This window comes from Dactylosporangium sp. NPDC000521 (assembly GCF_042898305.1).
Taxonomy (GTDB): domain Bacteria; phylum Actinomycetota; class Actinomycetes; order Mycobacteriales; family Micromonosporaceae; genus Dactylosporangium.
The window spans coordinates 136,156-153,969 of record NZ_JBIAYW010000007.1; the positions used below are offsets into that span (position 1 = coordinate 136,156).

The 17,814-nt window shown below is 72.6% G+C and carries 15 protein-coding genes and 1 pseudogene; 6 read left to right on the top strand and 10 right to left on the bottom strand.

Features of this window, described 5'->3' with window-relative positions; all coding sequences use genetic code 11:
- Position 1 precedes the first annotated feature (1 nt).
- Both ACFY3L_RS23580 and ACFY3L_RS23585 read right to left on the bottom strand, forming a co-directional pair.
- Positions 2-526: a phosphatase PAP2 family protein gene (locus ACFY3L_RS23580; RefSeq protein ID WP_389327737.1), complete on the bottom strand. Its 525-nt coding sequence runs from the start codon at positions 524-526 to the stop codon at positions 2-4.
- A 73-nt stretch (positions 527-599) separates the two neighbouring features.
- Complete coding sequence (locus ACFY3L_RS23585; protein ID WP_389327740.1) at positions 600-2,438, bottom strand: DUF4118 domain-containing protein; 1,839 nt, start codon at positions 2,436-2,438, stop codon at positions 600-602.
- 330 nt (positions 2,439-2,768) lie between these two features.
- Here ACFY3L_RS23585 and ACFY3L_RS23590 point away from each other — a divergent pair, with 330 nt between their 5' ends.
- The 3 genes from ACFY3L_RS23590 to ACFY3L_RS23600 are packed head-to-tail and all read left to right on the top strand — an operon-like array spanning position 2,769 to position 4,366.
- Positions 2,769-2,978, top strand: coding sequence for a hypothetical protein (locus ACFY3L_RS23590; RefSeq protein ID WP_389327743.1), 210 nt, complete (start codon positions 2,769-2,771; stop codon positions 2,976-2,978).
- A 9-nt stretch (positions 2,979-2,987) separates the two neighbouring features.
- Positions 2,988-3,674 carry a response regulator transcription factor gene (locus ACFY3L_RS23595; protein WP_389327746.1) on the top strand — a complete coding sequence of 229 codons (687 nt, stop codon included), beginning with the start codon at positions 2,988-2,990 and terminating at the stop codon, positions 3,672-3,674.
- Positions 3,674-4,366 (top strand): phosphatase PAP2 family protein, encoded by a 693-nt coding sequence (locus tag ACFY3L_RS23600; RefSeq protein WP_389327749.1) that lies wholly within the window; start codon positions 3,674-3,676, stop codon positions 4,364-4,366. The genes ACFY3L_RS23595 and ACFY3L_RS23600 overlap by 1 nt, the downstream gene beginning before the upstream one ends.
- Before the next feature lie 14 nt (positions 4,367-4,380).
- Here ACFY3L_RS23600 and ACFY3L_RS23605 read toward each other — a convergent pair whose 3' ends face one another.
- Positions 4,381-5,745, bottom strand: a complete 1,365-nt coding sequence (locus tag ACFY3L_RS23605) for a sensor histidine kinase (protein WP_389327752.1) — start codon at positions 5,743-5,745, stop codon at positions 4,381-4,383.
- Positions 5,746-6,040: 295 nt separating this feature from the next.
- Here ACFY3L_RS23605 and ACFY3L_RS23610 point away from each other — a divergent pair, with 295 nt between their 5' ends.
- Entirely contained in the window at positions 6,041-7,201 is a 1,161-nt protein-coding gene (locus tag ACFY3L_RS23610) for an alkaline phosphatase PhoX (protein ID WP_389327754.1), read from the top strand.
- A 77-nt stretch (positions 7,202-7,278) separates the two neighbouring features.
- Here ACFY3L_RS23610 and ACFY3L_RS23615 read toward each other — a convergent pair whose 3' ends face one another.
- Complete coding sequence (locus ACFY3L_RS23615) at positions 7,279-8,196, bottom strand: LPXTG cell wall anchor domain-containing protein (protein WP_389327756.1); 918 nt, start codon at positions 8,194-8,196, stop codon at positions 7,279-7,281.
- 11 nt (positions 8,197-8,207) lie between these two features.
- Between ACFY3L_RS23615 and ACFY3L_RS23620 the strand changes: the two genes are divergently transcribed.
- Positions 8,208-8,435: a hypothetical protein gene (locus tag ACFY3L_RS23620; protein WP_389327758.1), complete on the top strand. Its 228-nt coding sequence runs from the start codon at positions 8,208-8,210 to the stop codon at positions 8,433-8,435.
- Between the two features lie 18 nt (positions 8,436-8,453).
- On the opposite strand, the gene ACFY3L_RS23625 is transcribed toward ACFY3L_RS23620, so the two are convergent.
- Genes ACFY3L_RS23625 through ACFY3L_RS23640 form a run of 4 tightly spaced genes read right to left on the bottom strand, consistent with a single transcriptional unit; the run spans position 8,454 to position 14,668 of the window.
- Positions 8,454-9,488 carry an ABC transporter ATP-binding protein gene (locus tag ACFY3L_RS23625; protein WP_389327761.1) on the bottom strand — a complete coding sequence of 345 codons (1,035 nt, stop codon included), beginning with the start codon at positions 9,486-9,488 and terminating at the stop codon, positions 8,454-8,456.
- The gene (locus tag ACFY3L_RS23630) at positions 9,485-11,086 is read right to left on the bottom strand and encodes an ABC transporter permease (protein WP_389327764.1); all 1,602 of its coding nucleotides are present in this window, start codon (positions 11,084-11,086) and stop codon (positions 9,485-9,487) included. Before ACFY3L_RS23630 ends, ACFY3L_RS23625 begins: the two co-directional genes overlap by 4 nt.
- The gene (locus ACFY3L_RS23635) at positions 11,070-12,095 is read right to left on the bottom strand and encodes an iron ABC transporter substrate-binding protein (RefSeq protein ID WP_389327766.1); all 1,026 of its coding nucleotides are present in this window, start codon (positions 12,093-12,095) and stop codon (positions 11,070-11,072) included. Before ACFY3L_RS23635 ends, ACFY3L_RS23630 begins: the two co-directional genes overlap by 17 nt.
- Complete coding sequence (locus ACFY3L_RS23640; RefSeq protein ID WP_389327769.1) at positions 12,074-14,668, bottom strand: AMP-binding protein; 2,595 nt, start codon at positions 14,666-14,668, stop codon at positions 12,074-12,076. Before ACFY3L_RS23640 ends, ACFY3L_RS23635 begins: the two co-directional genes overlap by 22 nt.
- A gap of 159 nt (positions 14,669-14,827) precedes the next feature.
- Between ACFY3L_RS23640 and ACFY3L_RS23645 the strand changes: the two genes are divergently transcribed.
- Entirely contained in the window at positions 14,828-15,118 is a 291-nt protein-coding gene (locus tag ACFY3L_RS23645) for a universal stress protein (protein WP_389327773.1), read from the top strand.
- Here ACFY3L_RS23645 and ACFY3L_RS23650 read toward each other — a convergent pair.
- Positions 15,119-15,427: pseudogene (locus tag ACFY3L_RS23650) on the bottom strand (DUF305 domain-containing protein); the annotation flags it as partial.
- Between the two features lie 40 nt (positions 15,428-15,467).
- A complete protein-coding gene (locus ACFY3L_RS23655; RefSeq protein WP_389327776.1) occupies positions 15,468-17,795 on the bottom strand; it encodes a heavy metal translocating P-type ATPase in 2,328 nt (775 codons plus the stop codon).
- Between the last annotated feature and the right edge of the window lie 19 nt (positions 17,796-17,814).

Genomic DNA, 17,814 nt, shown 5'->3' on the forward strand with positions numbered 1-17,814 from the left:
GTCACGCGGTCTTCCTTACGACGGTTACGGCCGGAGCCGATGCGACCAGGGCGACCGCCGCGGCGGCGATGCCGAACGCCGCGAGGATGTCGCCCGGGTAGTGCACGCCTACCCAGATCCGGGCCAGCCCGACCGCCACGGCGGCGACCAGCAGCGCGACGCCGGCGCCGCGGTGCAGGAACACCCCGACTGCCAGGGCGACCGCGAACGCGGCGGTGGCGTGGTCGCTGGGCAGCGACACCCCGCCGGCATGCGCGACGAGCTGGTGCACCCGGTGCGTCTGGAACGGGCGCAGCTGCCCGTTCAGGTGGTTCAGCAGCTGCGCGCCGAGGAACGCCACCAGCAGCGCGGCGAACACGTACGCGACCTGACCGCGCCGCCCGCGCCGCAGCGCCCACACGACGGTGGCGGCGAACGCCGCGAACACGACGTAGATGAACGGGCCGGCGAGGAACTCCATGACGTCGTCGACCTGGTCGATCCGGCCGGCATGGTCGTTGATCAACTGGAACAGTCGGTAGTTCACCCGGCCAAGGTAGGGATCCGAACCTGAGAATCCGATGAAGACAGGCTGTCACCGGCCGGCGACGACCGCGCTCTCAGGAGAGAGGCAGGGGGTCGGATGTGGTCGGGATGGTGGCCGACAGCCAGGTGCCGCCGTCGGTGGGGCTGGTGATGGTGAGGTGTCCGCCGAGTGCCTCGACCCGGTCCTGGAGGCCGGTGAGGCCGGTTCCGCGGTGTGGGTCGGCGCCGCCGATGCCGTCGTCGTGGATCGAGAGGTGCAAGCTGTCGTTCCGGGTCGCCTGCACGTGCACGACTGTGGCGTGGGCGTGTTTGGCCGCGTTGGTCAGCGCCTCGGAGACGATGTAGTACGCGGCCGTCTCGACCACTGGAGGCATGCGCTGGCTGGTGTCGAGCTCGAGGTCGACCGGCACCGGGGATCTGCGGGCGAGCGCCTTGAGCGCGGTCGGCAGACCGTCTGAGGCGAGCAACGCGGGATGGATGCCCCGTGAGATCTCGCGCAGGCTGTCCATGGCACTGTTCAGACCGCCCAGTGCGCGCGACAGTTCCGCCTTGGCCTCCTCCATCTCCGGCGGCAGGATGGCCTGCATGGCACCGAGCTGCATGGCGACGGCGAGGAAGTGCTGCATCGCGCCGTCGTGCAGGTTGCGCTCGATGCGCTGGCGGGCCTGGTCCGCGGCGGCGACCAGCCGGGTGCGGGAGGCGGCGAGCTCAGCCTTGCTGTCGGCGTTGGCGATCGCGGTGGCGGCGAGGTCGGTGAACTCCGCGACGCGTGCCTCGGTGTCAGGCGGCAGCGGCTCGGACCGGGCCCACGCCACGCCTGACACGCCCCACAGCCGCCCGTCAACCACGATCGGCACCCCGACCACAGCGCGGATACCCAGCTCACGGGCGAGCGCGGCGATGGGGCCGGCCGCGTTCTCGAAGCTGTCCACTCTGGCGGCGCGCCCCGTGTCCCGCACCATGGCCAGGACGTTCTCGCCCTCGAGCGGCAAGCGCACTCCTTCGGTGAGCTTGCCGGTGAGGTTGGTCGAGACAATGCAGGCCGTGCCGTCGGGCTCGTAGCGACACAGCCACGTGCTGTATTCACTCAGCAGTCCGTGCAGCTCGACGGTGATCGCGTGGAAGACGTCGGGTGGAGAACCACCGTGGGCCACGAGCTTCGCCACCCGCCCCAACGCGGCCTGTTCGGCGGCGAGCCGGCGCAGCTGCTCCCGGCTTGTTTCGAGCGAGCCCAGCACGGCCGCACGCTCCCGGCAGGCCTGCAGCAGTGAGGCCAATGTCGGCGCCACGCATTCCCGCAGCCGCTGCGTCGTCCGCTTGGGCAACTCGGCGGGCACCACCAGGGTCCCGACCTGGGCGGCCCCGGTGCGCAGGGGAAACGCCGAGTGCCGGTCATCACCGGCGACGGCCGCGAGGTGGATGGTGGCGTCCGGCAGTTGGAGGCACCGCGCGATGTGCTGTGCGACAGCGGGCACCACCGCGGGAAAGTCGTCGGCGGACAGCAGCTGCTGGGTCATCTCGGCGGTGAGGTCAGACTCCTCGGCCTGGACGGCGCGCTCCCGGGACAGGTCCGCCACCGCGCTCGTGGCCACCGCGACGAGGAGCAGGACCGCCAACCCGACGACCTGCCGCATGTCCGAGGCAGCGAAAGTCTCGACGGGCCGCACGTGGAAGTAGACGAATGCCAAGGTACTGGCCACCGCGGTGGCCAGCCCGAGCCACATGCCCCAGACGATCGAGGTGACCAGCACGCCGACGATGTAGATCACGCCCGGGAAGTACGGCTCCATGACCTGCCGGAGCGGATAGGCCAGCAGGGTCTCGACCACGATCACCAAGACGCCGACCGCGATCCCCAGCCGACGGGGCGGGGGTGTCGGTCGCACCAGCCGGGCCAGCGAACCGAACTGCACTGACAACAGTCTAGTCCGGCCCCGCCGCCCCGGCGTGTGGCGTGAGGTGGGGCGGTGCCGGCGAGGAGGGTGGCGTACTCCAGGAGGTCGGCTCAACCGTCGTGGTCAGGTCGCACACGGTCTGGTCGCCGCCCGGCAGCACGCCGGCACCCTGCGGGTGGCGTCCGCCACGACCGTTCAGGGCGCCGGGCTGGCGTCCCCTCGGCTAGCCGACACTCGCCCGCGTCGTGGCGTGCACGGCCCTGCTCCTCACCCGTTCGGGTGTGGGCGCTTTCAGCGACCGTTCAGGTCCCACCTGTGAGTCTCCCGTCATGACGATCGCCCGCGTACGTGCTGACCCGCCCGCTGGGCGCGTCCCTCGGCGACTGGCTGTCGCAGTCCCGCGACGACGGCGGCCTGGGTCTCGGTACGGTCGGACCGAGCGTGGTGTTCATACTCGCGTCGGTCCTGCTCGTCGTCCACCTGACCCGCAGCCGGGCCGACGTCACCAGCGAGCGGCCCGGCGAGCCGGCGCCGGTCAACGCCCGGACCTATCCGTAGGAGGCAGGAATGCGGCTGCTGCTGGTCGAGGACGAGGTCGGGCTGGCCGAGACGATCCGGGACGGGCTGCGCATCGAAGGCTTCACCACCGACCTGATGTTCAACGGCGTGGACGGGCTGTGGGCGGCGACCGAGTCACCCAACGGTGCCTACGACGCGATCGTGCTGGACATCATGCTGCCGGGGCTGAGCGGCTACGAGGTGTGCCGGCAGTTGCGGCAGCGTGACGTGTGGACGCCGGTGCTGATGCTGACCGCGAAGGACGGCGACTACGACGAGGCCGACGGGCTCGACCTCGGCGCCGACGACTACCTCACCAAGCCGTTCTCGTTCGTGGTGCTCGTCGCCCGGCTGCGGGCGCTGATCCGCCGCGGCGCGCCGCAACGGCCGGTCGTGCTCAGCGCCGGCGACCTGTGCCTGGACCCGGCACGGCGGCGGGTGACCCGCGGCGACGACGAGATCCCGGTCACGCCACGAGAGTTCGCGCTGCTGGAGTTCCTGATGCGGCACGCCGGTGACGTGGTCACCAAGACCGCCATCATCGAGAACGTGTGGGACGCCGCGTTCGACGGCGACCCGAACATCATCGAGGTTTACGTCGGCTACATCCGCAAGAAGATCGACCATCCGTACGGGCGGTCCGCGATCCGCACCGTCCGCGGGGCCGGTTACCGCATGGACCCGGACGGCGGCTGATGCGTCGCGTCCCGGTGTTCTGCGCGGCCGCGCTGGGCCTGCTCACCGCGCTCGTCGTCGTCCGGTTCGGCCCGCTGGTCCGTCTCGACGATGCGGTCAGCGAGGCGGCCCGCCGCGCCGCGCTGCGGCACGACGGCTGGCGCACGGTGATGTCGGCGATCACCCACAGCGCCGACAGCCCGGTGCTGCTGGCGGCCGGGCTGCTGCTGGCCGCGGTCCTGCTGTGGCGGCGGTGGCGGACCGGCCTGTGGTTCCTGCTCGGCGCCACCACGGCCGCCACCGTCGTCCGGCTCACCGTCCTCACCCTGGTGCACCGGCCACGCCCGGTCGACCGGCTCACCCCGACCGCCGGATGGGCGTTCCCGTCCGGGCACACCACGTCCTCGGCGGTGACCGCCGGCGTCGTCGTCGTGCTCGGGTGCGCCGTCCTGTCCGGCCGCCGGTCGCGCCGCGTCCTCGTCGCCGTCGCCGGTACGTGGGCCGTGCTGGTCGGCGTCAGCCGGGTCGCGCTGCTCGCGCACTGGCCCAGCGACGTCCTCGGCGGCTGGCTCCTCGCCACCGCCGTCACCGTCGCCTTCGCTCGCGGTCTGCGGGTTCAGCGTTCCTTCAGCAGCACACGGCAAGGATCCCCGCAGCGATCCCCGCAGCGTGACGACGACCAGGACAATCCGGCCACGATCCCCTCGGCGTGACGGCTGCCGTCCGGTCAGCCGGGCGGCATGGGTAGCCGGATCCGCAGCAGCGCGCCACCGTCCGGCCCTTCGTGGATGGTGAGCGTGCCGCCGTGCGCGGCGACGACGTCACGGGCGATCGGCAGCCCCAGGCCAGTGCCGCCGGCCTGGCGGGAGCGGTCGTCGTCCAGTCGCACGAACCGGCCGAAGACCCGCTCCCGCTCGGCGGCCGGGATACCGGGTCCGTCGTCGGCGACAGTCAGCTCGGCCACGCCGCCCGCCGCGCTCAGGCCGATCCCGACGCGGCCGCGGGCGTGCCGGGCGGCGTTGTCGAGCAGGTTGCGCAGGACCCGCTGCAGGTGGTGCGGGTCGCCGTCGACGCGGACGGGGCTGACCCGCGCCTCCACCCGCAGGCCGGGGTGGCCCACGCTGAGACGGTCGCGTTCGGTGTAGACGATGTCGTCGAGGTCGACGTCCTCCCGGCGCAGCTGCGGACCGGACTCGTCGATGCGGGCGAGCAGCAGCAGGTCGGCGATGAGCCGGGCCATCCGGGCGCTCTCGTGCCGCATCCGGGTGACGTGGACGCCGGCGGCCGGCGGCAGGTCGGCGGCGGCCAGCAGGTCGAGGCCGGCGTGGATCGTCGACAGCGGGCTGCGCAGCTCATGGCTGGCGTCGGCGACGAACCGGCGCTGGGCGTCCGAGGCCGACTCGATCCGGTCCAGCATCGTGTTCATCGTCGCGGCGAGCGCGGAGATCTCGTCGGCGGTCGCCGGCACCGGCAGCCGGGCGTGCAGGTTACGTGCGGTGATCGTGTCGGCCTGGCGGCGCATCGCGTCGACCGGGCGCAGCGTCCTGCCGACGAACAGGAACGTGGCCGCGCCGACGACGAGGGTGAGCAACGGCATCCCCACGGCGAGCGCGCCGAGGACCGCCTCGGTGCCGTCGTCGACCTCATCGAGGGACTGCGCGACCAGGACCGTCCGCGGCCCGTCGGAGGTACTGACACCCAGCGCGACGATCCGGAAGTGATCATCGTGGGCGAACTCGAGTCCGCGCTGCTCGCGCAGCGTCTGCCCGGGCTGGGGCCGCAGCGGGGAGATCGCGGCGATCCCGGCGACGGCGGCGGACGCCGCGACGACCCTCCCGCCGCCGTCGACGACCTGGACGACGGTGCGGTCCCGCGCGGACGGGCGCAGCGTGGCGGTGAGACCGGCCCCGTCGGCGGCGCCGAGCGCCCCGGCGACCTGGGTGGCGCGCTGGCCGATCGCCTGGTCGATGTTCTGGGTGAGGATGAAGCGGGCGCCGGCCACGAGCGTCGCCCCGCTGGCGAGGGCGGCCACGGCGACGACGGCCGCCGCGGCGAGCGCGGACCGCATCCGCACCCCGAACCGTCCCGTCAACCGCCGCCACCACCTGGCCATACTCCCGAACCTAGCGGTGGCGACCTGAAGCAACGCTGAAGACGCGAGGCTTCTCCGTCACGCACGCCCGCGAGGCCTCTCCCGACATCCTCGACCTCTACGCCTTCACCCCGGCCCGCCGCATCCGGCAGGCCCTGACCCGACCTGGATCCCGTAGGCACGACAGGCTCGCGGCCGCGTGATGTTCAGCCGGCCCTAGACTTACGTTCATCGATGACTTGGTCTGGTCCGGAAAGGTCGGGCTCCTCGGTTCCGCAACCTGGGAGGCTGCCTCATGGATCGTCGTACGTTGCTGCGTGCCACCGTCGCCGGTGCCGGCGGGCTGGCGTTGCCCTTCACCGCGTGGTCGGCGGCGTACGCCGCGCCCGCGCAGAACGCCGCCGGGCCGTACGGGGCGCTGCAGGCCGCCGACGCCAACGGCATCCAGCTGCCCGCCGGCTTCACGAGCACGGTCGTCGCCCGGTCCCGGCAGACGGTGCCCGGCACCTCGTACGTGTGGCACGACGCCCCCGACGGCGGCGCCGTCATCCCCAACGGCACCGGTTGGATCTACGTGTCCAACGCCGAGACCAGCTCGGGCTCCGGCGGCGGCGCGTCGCGGCTGGTCTTCGACGCCAGTGGCACCGTCGTCGGAGCGTCACGGATCCTCTCCGGTACCAACAACAACTGCGCCGGCGGCAAGACGCCGTGGAACACGTGGCTGTCGTGCGAGGAGATCAGCCTCGGCAGGGTCTGGGAAACCTACCCGCTCGGCGGCACCGCCGTGGCCCGCCCGGCGATGGGCCGGTTCAAGCACGAGGCCGCCGCGGCCGACCCGGTACGGCGCGTCATCTACCTGACCGAGGACGAGACCAACGGCAAGTTCTACCGCTTCGTGCCGACCACCTGGGGCGACCTGTCGTCGGGCACCCTGCAGGTGATGGTGGCCGGCACCGCCACGTCCGGCTCGTTCACCTGGGCGAACGTCCCCGACCCCGACGGCTCCCCCACCACCACCCGCAGCCAGGTCTCCGGCGCGAAGTCGTTCAACGGCGGCGAGGGCTGCCACTACGCCGACGACACCGTCTGGTTCACCACCAAGGGCGACAACCGCGTCTGGCAGGTCAACCTCGCCGGCAACACGTACGAGCTGGCCTACGACGACAACCTGGTCAGCCCCGGCACCGCCCCGCTCACCGGCGTCGACAACATCACCGGGTCCACCGCCGGGGACCTGTACGTCGCCGAGGACGGCGGCAACATGGAGATCTGCCTCATCACCCCGGACGACAAGATCTCCGTCTTCCTGCGCATCACCGGCCAGAGCTCGTCGGAGATCACCGGACCGGCGTTCACCCCGGCCGGCAACCGCCTCTACTTCTCCTCGCAGCGCGGCACGACCGGCGCCTCTTCGGGCGGCATCACGTACTGCGTCACCGGCCCGTTCCGCACCTGACCCGAGCACCGCGACAAGCAGATGCGGGAGTGCGGAGTTCCGGGTCGCCCGACCCGGAACTCCGCACCTCAGGAACTTCAGTCCGGAAGGACGAACCGGCGGCGCCGACGACGGCCCACGACGAATGCGGCAGCGCCGATGACGATCACAGCGGCGCCGACGAGCAGCGTCCGCCCGGTCTGGCTGCCGGTCACCGGGAGCCCCGGAGCTGGGCTGGACGGCGCAGGAGTGGCGGTGCGGGTGGGCCCGGGCTGGCTGCCGCCGGGCACCAGGGGAAGGGCGATGCTGGCCGTCTGGCCTCCGAGGACCTGCGCGTTCGCGGAATTCTCGCCTTCGACCTTCCAGCCGGCGACGCTCAACACGTACACGCCGGCCGGGAGCGTCATGGTGAACGCGCCGTCTGCGCCCGTCTTGGTCGTCCCGGCGGTCTTGCCCTTGGCGTCGGCGACGGTGAGGGCGACGCCGGCGAGACCGGGCTGGTCGCTGTCGAAGTCGCCCTTCACGTCCACGTAGACCTTGCCGCTGAGTACGCCCGTGGAGCCGGGCACTTCGATGCGGAACCTGCCCGTGTTGTCGTCGGGGTTGGCCTCGCCCGCGTCGTTGGTGAACGCCCAGGCGCCGGTCGCGAAGCCTTGCACGGCCGCGGCCTCGCCGACCGTGCCGGCCCAGGCGAAGGAGCGGCTCGCGCCTGGCGCGAGGTCGAACTGATCGCTTGGTTCATCGGTCTTGCGGTCGATGCCTTCCTCGTTACCGCCTTCGATACGGGCGTTCTTGGCGGTGGCCGCACCGACGTTGACGACGATGAACGTGGTGGTGATGGTGTCGCCGACTGCGTAGGTCGCCTTGACCGGGGCGACAGCGATCTTGACCTGCAGATCGGGAAGGGATGCCGCCATGGCAGGGCTCGGCGCGACGATGCCGGCCGAGGCGATGCCGGCAGCGGCCAGCGCGGCAGTGGACAGCAGAAGCCGCCTGAGGGGATGAGCGCTGATCACAGTTCTCCTCGATGCGATCCGGGTTGCCGCGGCAGCATATGCCCCAGCCGGCCAACCGGCTGCCCCGAAAAGTCAACGGTGACGGCGGGGTACGCGTGGGCGACGACCCAGAGCACGTCCTCGGTTTCCATGTCGAGCCCGTTGCAGGAGTGGATCCCGCCGCCGGCGGAGACCGAGGCCAGGAATTCCTCGAAGACCGCCCGCAGCTCGTGTTCGTCGGGATGGTCCAGGCGCGCTGACCCATCCTTGCGGACGAGTCAGCGTCGGGGGAATGAGCGGACGGGTGCTGGCACCGCGATGCCCACCTCGTCGCCCGGGCGAGGTGTCCGATCGCCGGGGACCCGCGCCACCAGATGGGTGGTCTGGCCGGGCAGATCCAGGCGGACCATCGCATCGGCGCCGTGGTAGGTCACCGACGAGACCGATGCCGTGGTGCCGGACGGCTCACGCAGGACGAGTTGCTCGGGTCGCACCATCACAAGCACGTCGCCGGTGGCCGGTTCGGCCAGCTCGAGCCGGCCCAGGCAGCAGTGGACGGTCCGGCCCGCGGCCTGTCCGCTGAGCAGCATCGCGTCGCCCAGGAAGCGGCCGACCTCGGGGGTGGCCGGTGCGCCGTACACGCCGGCCGGGCTGTCGACCTGGGCGAACCGGCCGTCGAACATGACGGCCACCTGGTCGGCGAAGGACAGGGCCTCGGCCTGGTCGTGTGTCACGAGCACGGTGGTCGCGCCCCGCTCGGCGAGCGCGGCGCGGGTGGCCTCGCGGGTCGCGGCGCGCAGCGCGGTGTCCAGCGATGAGAACGGCTCGTCGAGCAGCACCACCGATGGTTCGCGGGCCAGCGCCCGGGCGAGCGCGACGCGCTGCTGCTGGCCGCCGGACAGCTCGTCCGGCCGGCGGCGGGCCAGGCTCGGCGACAGGCCGACGAGCTCGAGCAACGGACCGACCTGGGCCGCTCGGCGCCGCTCGGCCCGCGGCAGCCCGAAGGTGATGTTGCCGGTGACGTCGAGGTGCGGGAAGAGCGCGCCGTCCTGCCGGACGTAACCGATGCCGCGCCGCTCCGGAGCCACCAGCGTCGGTCCGTCGGTCAGCACCTCACCGCGCACCTCGATCCGCCCGCGGTCGGGCCGGATGAACCCGGCGATCGCCCGCAGCAGCGTGGTCTTGCCGCTGCCGGAGGCGCCGAGCACCGCGGTGACGCCGCCCGCGCGCACCTGCAGATCGACCTGGTCCAGCACCGGCGGACCGCCGTACCCGACGGTGAGCCCGGTGACGGAGATGCCCGCGCCGCTCAACGCTGGTCCAGGATCTGGCGGCGCAGCAGGATGGTGAGCGGGGCGGACAGGGCGATCATCGCCGCAGCGTACGGGGCGCTCGCCACGTAATCCAACTCGTCGCTCGCCGACCAGAACGCGGTGGCCAGTGTCTCGGTGCCGGTCGGGGCGAGGAGCAGGGTCGCGGTGAGTTCGGTCGACGTCGCGAGGAAGACCAGCACGAATCCGGTCAGCGCCGATGGCAGCACCAGCGGCAGGACCACCCGGAGGAGGGTACCGAGGCCGGACACCCCGAGCGACCGCGATGCCTCGAGGAGCTCGGGCGGAGCCGCGGCCAGGCCGGACCGCCAGGCGACCACGGCGCGGGGCATGAAGAGCACCGTGTAGGCCAGCACCGCGAGCGCGGCGGTCTGGTAGACGGGACGGGCCCACTGCACCGCCAGCGTCACCAGCGCCAGCCCGATCACCACCCCGGGGAGCGCGCTCGCGATGTACGTCACCCGCTCCAGCGATGTCGCCAGCCGGGACGGATACCGGTGGAGCAGCCATGCGGCGGGCAGCGCGGCGACCGACGCCGCCAGGCCGGCCAGCACCGCGAGGCCGACCGTCGAACCCGTCGCCGCGAGCAGCGGACCGACGGCCACCGCGCCGGACGTCATCGCCCGGATCAGCCATCGCAGCACCAGCACCAGCGGCACCACCAGCGCCAGGCCGACCAGCCCGACGAGTGCGGCGGACGCGGGGATGGTCCACGCGCCAAGGCGGTACGCGACCGGACGCTGCCGGGCGCCGGCGCCCACCCGGGCGATCCGTGCGCGGCCGCGCAGCGGCACCTCGAGAGCCAGCAGACCGATGCAGAGCACGACCAGCACGGCGGCCAGGATGCTGCCGGCGGCGTTGCTGAACCCGACCGCGAACTGCTGCAGGATCGCCGTGGTGAAGGTGGGGAACCGCATCATCTGCAGGACGCCGAACTCGGCCAGCAGGTGCAGGGCGACCAGCAGCGCGCCACCGGTGATGGCCGGACGCAGCTGTGGCATCGCCACCCGCAGCACCGCTGCCGGACCGGATGCGCCGAGCGATCGCGCGGCGTCCAGGTGTCCCTGGTCGAGGGCCCGCAGCAGGGCCGCGGCCGGCAGGAAGACGAACGGATAGTAGGCCAGGACGGTGATGAACACCGCGCCACCCAGCCCCTGCACCGACGGCAGCACCGACGTCCAGGCGTAGCTGCTGACGAACGCCGGGATGGCGAGCGGTGCCAGGAGCAGCGTGCGCCACGCGCCGGCGGCCGGCAGGGTCGTCCGCTCCACCAGCCAGGCCGCACCACACCCCAGCAGCACGGTGATCGGCACGGTCAGCAGGACCAGGAGCATCGTGTTGCCGAGCAGTTCGGCCGTCCTCGGCCGCAGCAGCAGCCTCGACACCTCGTCGCCGCTCGTGGCGGCCTGACCGATCACGACCAGGACCGGCAGGATCATCACGGCCGCGACCAGGACCGCGGCCGTCACGACGAGCCATGGCATCCGGGTGTACCGACGGGCGCGTACGACTGGCCGGGTCGGTGCCGGTTCGTCGTACGCCGCGGCGGCCGGCTCGCGAAGGTCAGAGGATGCCGGCATCGGTCATCAGCCTGTTGACCTTCTCGGAGTTGAGCGTGAAGGGGTCGACCGGCGGCGCCTGCAGGCTGTCCAACGGCGGCAGCTCGGGCGCGGAGGCGACACCGTTGCCCACGGCGTACTCCATCGACTTGGAGTCCACCAGCACTCGCTGCCCGGCCTCGCTGGTGATGAAGGTCAGGAACTTGTGGGCCTCGGCCGGCTTCTTCGATCCCGCCAGCACAGCACCCCCGGACAGCGACACGAACGCTCCGGGGTCCTGGTTGCGGAAGTAGTGCAGGGCCGTGTTGGCGCTGCCTTCCTTGGTGCCGGCCTGGTCCCGGTACCAGTAGTAGTGGTAGATCACGCCGCACTCGATCTCGCCGGCGTTGACCGACTTCATCGTGGCGATGTTGTTCTGCAGCGCCCGGGCGTTGGACTTCAGACCGGCCAGCCATGCAGCGGTCTTCTGCTCGCCCTGGCCGGCGAGCATGCCCGCGACGATGGCCTGGAAGTCCGCGCCTCCGGGGGCGCACGCCCAGCGGTCCTTCCACTGCGACCCGGCGAGATCCATCAGCGACTTCGGCAGGTCGGCCTTGTCGAGCTTGGCGGTGTTGTACACCAGTACCGTGGACCGAGCGGCGATCGAGGTCCACACCTGCGACGACGGGGTCAGGTTGGCCGGCACCTGCCGGCGGGTCTCCTCGTTCAGCGGGGCGAGCAACTTGTTCCGCTCGACCAGCGTCATGGCCGGGCTGTTCTCGGTGAGGAACACGTCGGCGGGTGACTTGGCGCCCTCGGCGACGATCTGATGGCCCATCGATGCGTCGGAGCCCTTGCGGATCTGCACCTTGACGCCGGTCGCCGCGGTGAACGCCTCGGCCCACGCCTTGGTGAGGTTCTCGTGCTGCGCGGAGTAGACCTGCAGCGAGCCGGGGTCGGCGGCGTACCCGTCCTCGGACTTCGACCCGCACCCCACGAGGCTCACCGCCCCGACTGCCCCCAGGCCGGTCAGGAACGTGCGTCGACGCATGTCATGTCCTCTCTCACGAGTTGCCTCGCCGCCATGCGACGACGGATGACCGCGACCTGCGGCAGCGGCGACAGCCGCCGGTGCGGGACGTGGTTGCCGGCCGCGCAGAACCCCAGGCCGGCGGCGATCGCGACCGCGAACTTGAGGATCGGCGCGCCGAAGAACGTGAACACCTGGAACTGCACGAGGTAGATGTGCAGCGAGGCGGCCGCGAGTGCGCCGAGTGGACGGACGAGCGGCCGCGGCACCGGGAGCGCGGGAACGAGCGCCAGCAGGCCGAGCCCGATCATGATCGCCAGGTTGCGTGCGGGTTGTCCGGGGAAGAAGCCGACGGCGGCGCCTGCCGCGGCCGCCGCCGTGACCAGTCGGCGCCGCCGGCTGCCGGCCACCGCCATCGCGACTCCCGCGACGAACAGCCACGCGACCGTGACCGGCAGGCCACGCAGCGGGCCGTCGTACAACGCGATCACCAGGTAGCGAGGCACCAGCAGCACCCCGAAGGCGACCATGGCGGTGCGCCAGGCGTCGGCGGCGTATGCGGCCCGCAGCCGCGGGACAGCCAGCGCCGCGACGGTGGCGACCATGATCACCAGGTAGGCCTCGACGAACCAGAAGTTGTTGGAGGCCTGCGGCCGGACGAGCCAGTGCAGCAGTCCGACGTTCGACCAGTGGACCGTCCCGAACCCGAACAGCATCACCGCCGCAACGGTCACCGCCGGGACGGCGACCCCGACCGCGATCCGGACACTTCGCCGCACGCGCTCCGCGGTCATCGGCGAGGTGAGTACATACCGGGCGAAGAGGAAGCCGGCGACCGCGAGCAGGATGTGCGCACCGCCGGCCAGCCGGAACAAGCCGACATGACTGCCACAGATCGTCACCACGGCCACGCCGCGCAGCACGACGGTCGTGTCGACCCGCTGCACCAGCGGGTCCCACCAGCGGGAACGTGGCCGCCGGTCGGCGAGCGCGACCAGGTCGCGCACCGGGCGGTGGTGCCAGTCGGGCGGGAGGTCACCGAGCAGCCGCGTCAGGCCGACGGACGCCACGACGTGGCTGAAGGAGTCGCCGCCGAGCTCGGCGAACGACCGGTCGAGGTCGACGCCGTCGCGCCCTACCAGCGGCTCCAGTACGGCGGTCACCGCGGCGGCGGTCTCTGCCTGCTGGCCGGAGATCTCCGTGACGTGCAGGTCGGCGCTGCCCCGGCGGTCGAGCTTGCCGTTGGGCAGCAGCGGGAGTTCGTCGACGGCGCGGACCGAGATCACCGACCGGCCGAGGCCGGAGGCCTGGGCGGCCCGGTCGCGAACCTGGTCGGGAGACTGCTCGCCGCGCCGGTAGGTGACCTGAAGCTGATCGTCGCGGCCGGTGACGCAGGACTGCAGGCCCTGGCCGCGCAGGGAGCGCTCGACCTGGCCGAGGTCGATGCGGATTCCCATGATCTTCACGAAGTCGGACCGCCGGCCGACGATCCGGACCAGTCCGTCGGCGTCGATCCTGGCCAGGTCGCCGGTCCGCAGCTCGGTGTGTGTCCGCCCCAGGGCCAGGTCGTCGGGGTGCTCGGCGTACCCGAGCATGACGCCCGGACCCGTGAACACGAGCTCGCCGACCGGACCATCGGGTGAAGCCACCGGCTCGTCGATCCCGGCCGGTTCGAGCCGGAACGCCGAGCCGGCGATCGGCCATCCCACCGCATCGGGGTACCGCTCCGACAGTTCGGGTGGCAGCACGGCCATCCGTGCGGTGGCCTCGGTCTGGCCATACATCACCGCCAGGCCCCAGCCGGCCGCGCGCCCCCGGGCGGCGAGCGCTCGCACCCGCTCAGGCGGCAACGCCCCGCCGGCCTGGGCGAGCAGCCGGAGCGAGGGCTGACGATCCAGCACACCCTGGACGTCGAGCAGGTCCACCACGTACGGAGTGGCGGCGACCACGGTGACCCCGTCGCGGCGCAGGTCATCGGCGAAGCCGGGGTCCGTCACCGACCCCGGCCGCAGCACTGTGGTGGCACCGGCCCGGAGCTGGGCGTGCAGCACCGACAGCCCGAAGCAGTAGTGCAGCGGTAGCGAGGTGACCGCGCGGTCGGCCGGCGTGATCGACAGCGCGGCCGCGATCGCCTCGGCGTTGCTGAGCACGTTGCCGTGGCTGAGCCGGACCAGCTTGGGCGAGCCGGTGCTGCCCGACGTACTGAGCAGCAGCGCCAGATCCGGATGCAGGACGTGCCGCGGTGCATCGGTGCCACCGTGCGGCGTCGCGGCCTCGAAGGTGCCGTCCGGATGGAGCCACAGGTCGGGCTGGTAGGCCGCGGTGATCGACCGGTGCTCGGGCGGGGTGACCAGCGCCACGTGCCCGGCCGACAGCACCGCCAGATACCCGAGCACCAGATCACGATGCGGAGCGAGCGGCACATGTACGAGCCGCCGGCCGGCCTGTGCGGACGGCAGGCCGGCCGCGAGCGCGGCCACCCGATCGGCCAGTTCCCCGTAACCGAGACGGCCGGTCGAGTCGATCAGGGCAGGGTGGTGCGCATCGGCCGTGTCGGACACCGGGAAGGCGGCGCGCACCTGCCGGGGATCCAACAGAGACACAGTAGGTGAGGCTAACCTAATCACCCACTCCTGTCGAACCGTCGGCACCGCGTCCAGGACGGCCGGTCTGTCTGCACGAGCGGCCGCCATCAGGGCGCATTCCGCGGCGCGGTGGGGGTAGGGGCGGATCCGCCGACAACGGGAGGGGCCATGACCGCCAATCGTCGACCGGTGATCGTGGGTGTCGACGGCTCACCGGCGAGCTTCGGTGCGGTCCGCTGGGCCGTGGACGAGGCGGTACGCCACGGGCAGCAGCTACGGGTCACCCACGCGATCGCCGTCCCGGACGCGTTCGAGCCGGCGACCGACGAGCACGAGGTCGCACTGCACGCCGCCGTCGAGGCCCGCAACTGGCAACCCGGCCTGCACGTCACCACGTTCACGTGGTGCGGCAGCCCGGCCGCCACCGGCAGGGCGAAAGGCGGCGCGCCGGGCCCATGAGCCCCGCATCGTCGCGATCTCCGCCTGCTGCTCGGTACCGATCTTCGCGGCGAGCTGCCTGACGTCCGGATCGGTCGCCTTCGCATGGGCCAGGGCGGCCATCTCCACAGCCTGCACGTGATGCGGAATCATCATCTGGGCGAACAACGCATCGGCGTTGTTGAACGTCGGATTGACGCTCACGCTGCCGTTGCCCGGCGCCGTGGGGGTGTCGCCACTGCTGGCGGTGTCACCGCAGGCGGCGAGTGTGACGGTGACGGCGACGGCCGCGCCGGCCAGCACGGCGCGCTCTCGGATGGAGTACTGCACGACCGTCGCTTCCCGGACCAGGCGGAGGTATGCGGCCGGCTCAGGTCGGGGCGGACGCTGCCGGCATGAGGCTGAACGCGTTCTCCTCCTCCTGGGCGTTGTGCAGCTGCATGATGGCGTACAAGCCGTAAAGGCCGGCCCGCAGATCGATCACGTCCTCCGTATCGACCTGGCCGGCGGTGTCCGGCAGGATGCGGCGCAGCCGGCGGATCTGGTGCTCGATCTCGGCGTGGGTACGGCTGAGCGCCGCGATCGGGTCGGGACCGCCGAGGGCCCGCGCGACGATCGGCAGCAGCTGCGCCTCCTCGGCCCGCTCGTGCGGCAGCAGGTCGGTCTCGAGGCGGTCGAGCAGCTCACGGACGGGCCCGAGGTCGGCTCCGGTGGAGGAGAGGTCGTCGGCGACGGCCCGGATCCGCTCGACGAGCGGGCGGATGGCGGTGTGCTGCGCGTACAGCTGCCGGGTCACGGCGAGGTCGGCGGTCGGCATGGTGACGGTGTGCGTGCGCTGCGGCAGCAGGACCGTCAGGGCCAGGCCGATGGCCGCGACGTCGATCGCCTCCTGGAGGATCGCACCGGCCACCGGTGTGAGCAGCCCGGCCGCGGCGGGGACCATCGCGGCCAGTGACAGGGCCATGCCGAGCGCCGCCGAGCGGCGGGCGATGCGGCTGGCGCGCCGGGCGACGAGGATCGCGTCGGCGAGACCGTCGACGCGGTCCGCGGTGAGCATGACGTCGGCGGCCTCGGCGGCGGCCGTGACACCGCGGGCCGCCAGCGCGACGCCGACACCGGCGGCGGCCAGCGCCGGGGCGTCGTTGACCCCGTCGCCGACCATGACGGTCGGTGCGGCGTCCTGTTCGGCGCTGACGATGGCGAGCTTGTCCGCAGGGTCGCGGTCGGCGTACACGGCGTCGATGCCGGCGATCCGCCCGACGGTCTCGGCGACGTCCGCCCTGTCTCCGGTGATCAGGACGGTGCGCTCGATGCCGGCGTCGCGCAGCGTCCGCATCATGCGCGGCGCGTCGGGCCGCAGCGGGTCGGTGAGCAGCAGGACTCCGGCGGGCCGGCCGTCCACCGCCGCGAACACGGTCAGCGACCCGTCCAGCGCGGCCCGGCGGCGGGCCCGCCGCACCCACTCCGGTGCGGCGCCGTCGACGACCCAGGCCGCCTTCCCGAGGCGCACCGGGTGCCCCTCGACCGTCCCTTCGATGCCGAAACCGTGCCGTTCGCGCACGTTCGTCGCGGCCGGCAGGCTGCGCCCGCGCTCGCGGGCCGCGGTCACGATGGGCGCGGCCAGCACGTGGGCCGACGCCTGGTCGAGCCCGGCGGCCAGCCGTAGGACCTCGTCGGCCGGCAGGTCATTGCCCGTGATCACCGCGGACAGGACCGGCCGGCCGCGGGTCAGGGTGCCGGTCTTGTCGAACAGCAGGACCCGCCCGGCGGCCAGCCGCTCGAGCGCCGCGCCGCCCTTGAGGATCACCCCGTACCGGGCCGCCCGGGACACCCCCGACATGATCGCGATCGGCGCGGCCAGCAGCAGCGGGCAGGGCGTCGCCACGACCAGCACGGCCACGGCCCGCACCGCCTCACCCGAGATCGCCCAGGCAAGCCCGGCCACCAGCAGCGTCAGGGGTACGAAGGCCAGCGCGAACCGGTCGGCGAGGCGGACGAAGGGGGCACTGCTCGCCTGGGCCTGCTCGACCAGGCGCACCACGCCCGCGTAGGTCGACGCGGCCGCGGTCTCGGTGGCCAGCATCCGCACCGCCGCCCCGGCGTTGACCACACCACTGCGGATGTCCTCGCCGGCCCGGCGCTCGACCGGCAGCGGCTCACCGGACAGCGCTGACTCGTCGAACACGCCGTCGCCGAGCAGCCGGCCGTCGACCGGGACGAGCTCACCCGCGCCGACCAGCAGCCGGTCACCGGCCGCGACCCGGTCCACCGGGATCTCCTCCACGCCGTCGGGGCACTCCCGGCGGGCGATCCGCGGCGCGCCGGCAGCCAGCCGGCCCAGCTCCCGGCGGGCCCGGGCCGACGCGCGCGCCTCCAGTACGCCTCCCGTGAACAGCATGACAGCGATCACCGCGCCCGCCAGCGGCTCGCCGACCAGCAGCGCGCCCGCCAGCGCCAACCACGCGATGACATCCACCGAGGGCCGGCGGCGCGCCAGCGCGACAGCGATGGTGACCGTCGACCAGGCCAGCCCGACCAGCGCCGCACCGGCCCACAGGGCGGACGCCCAACTGCCGGCGCCCACGGCGGCGGCCACCACACCGGCGATGAGCAGCAACGTCACCAGGCAGAACAGGACTGTCTCCCGGACGGCCCACAGCCGGGCGGCAGGGGCCGGATGCAACCGCCCAACGGACATCGCAGTCCTCCGTCCCACA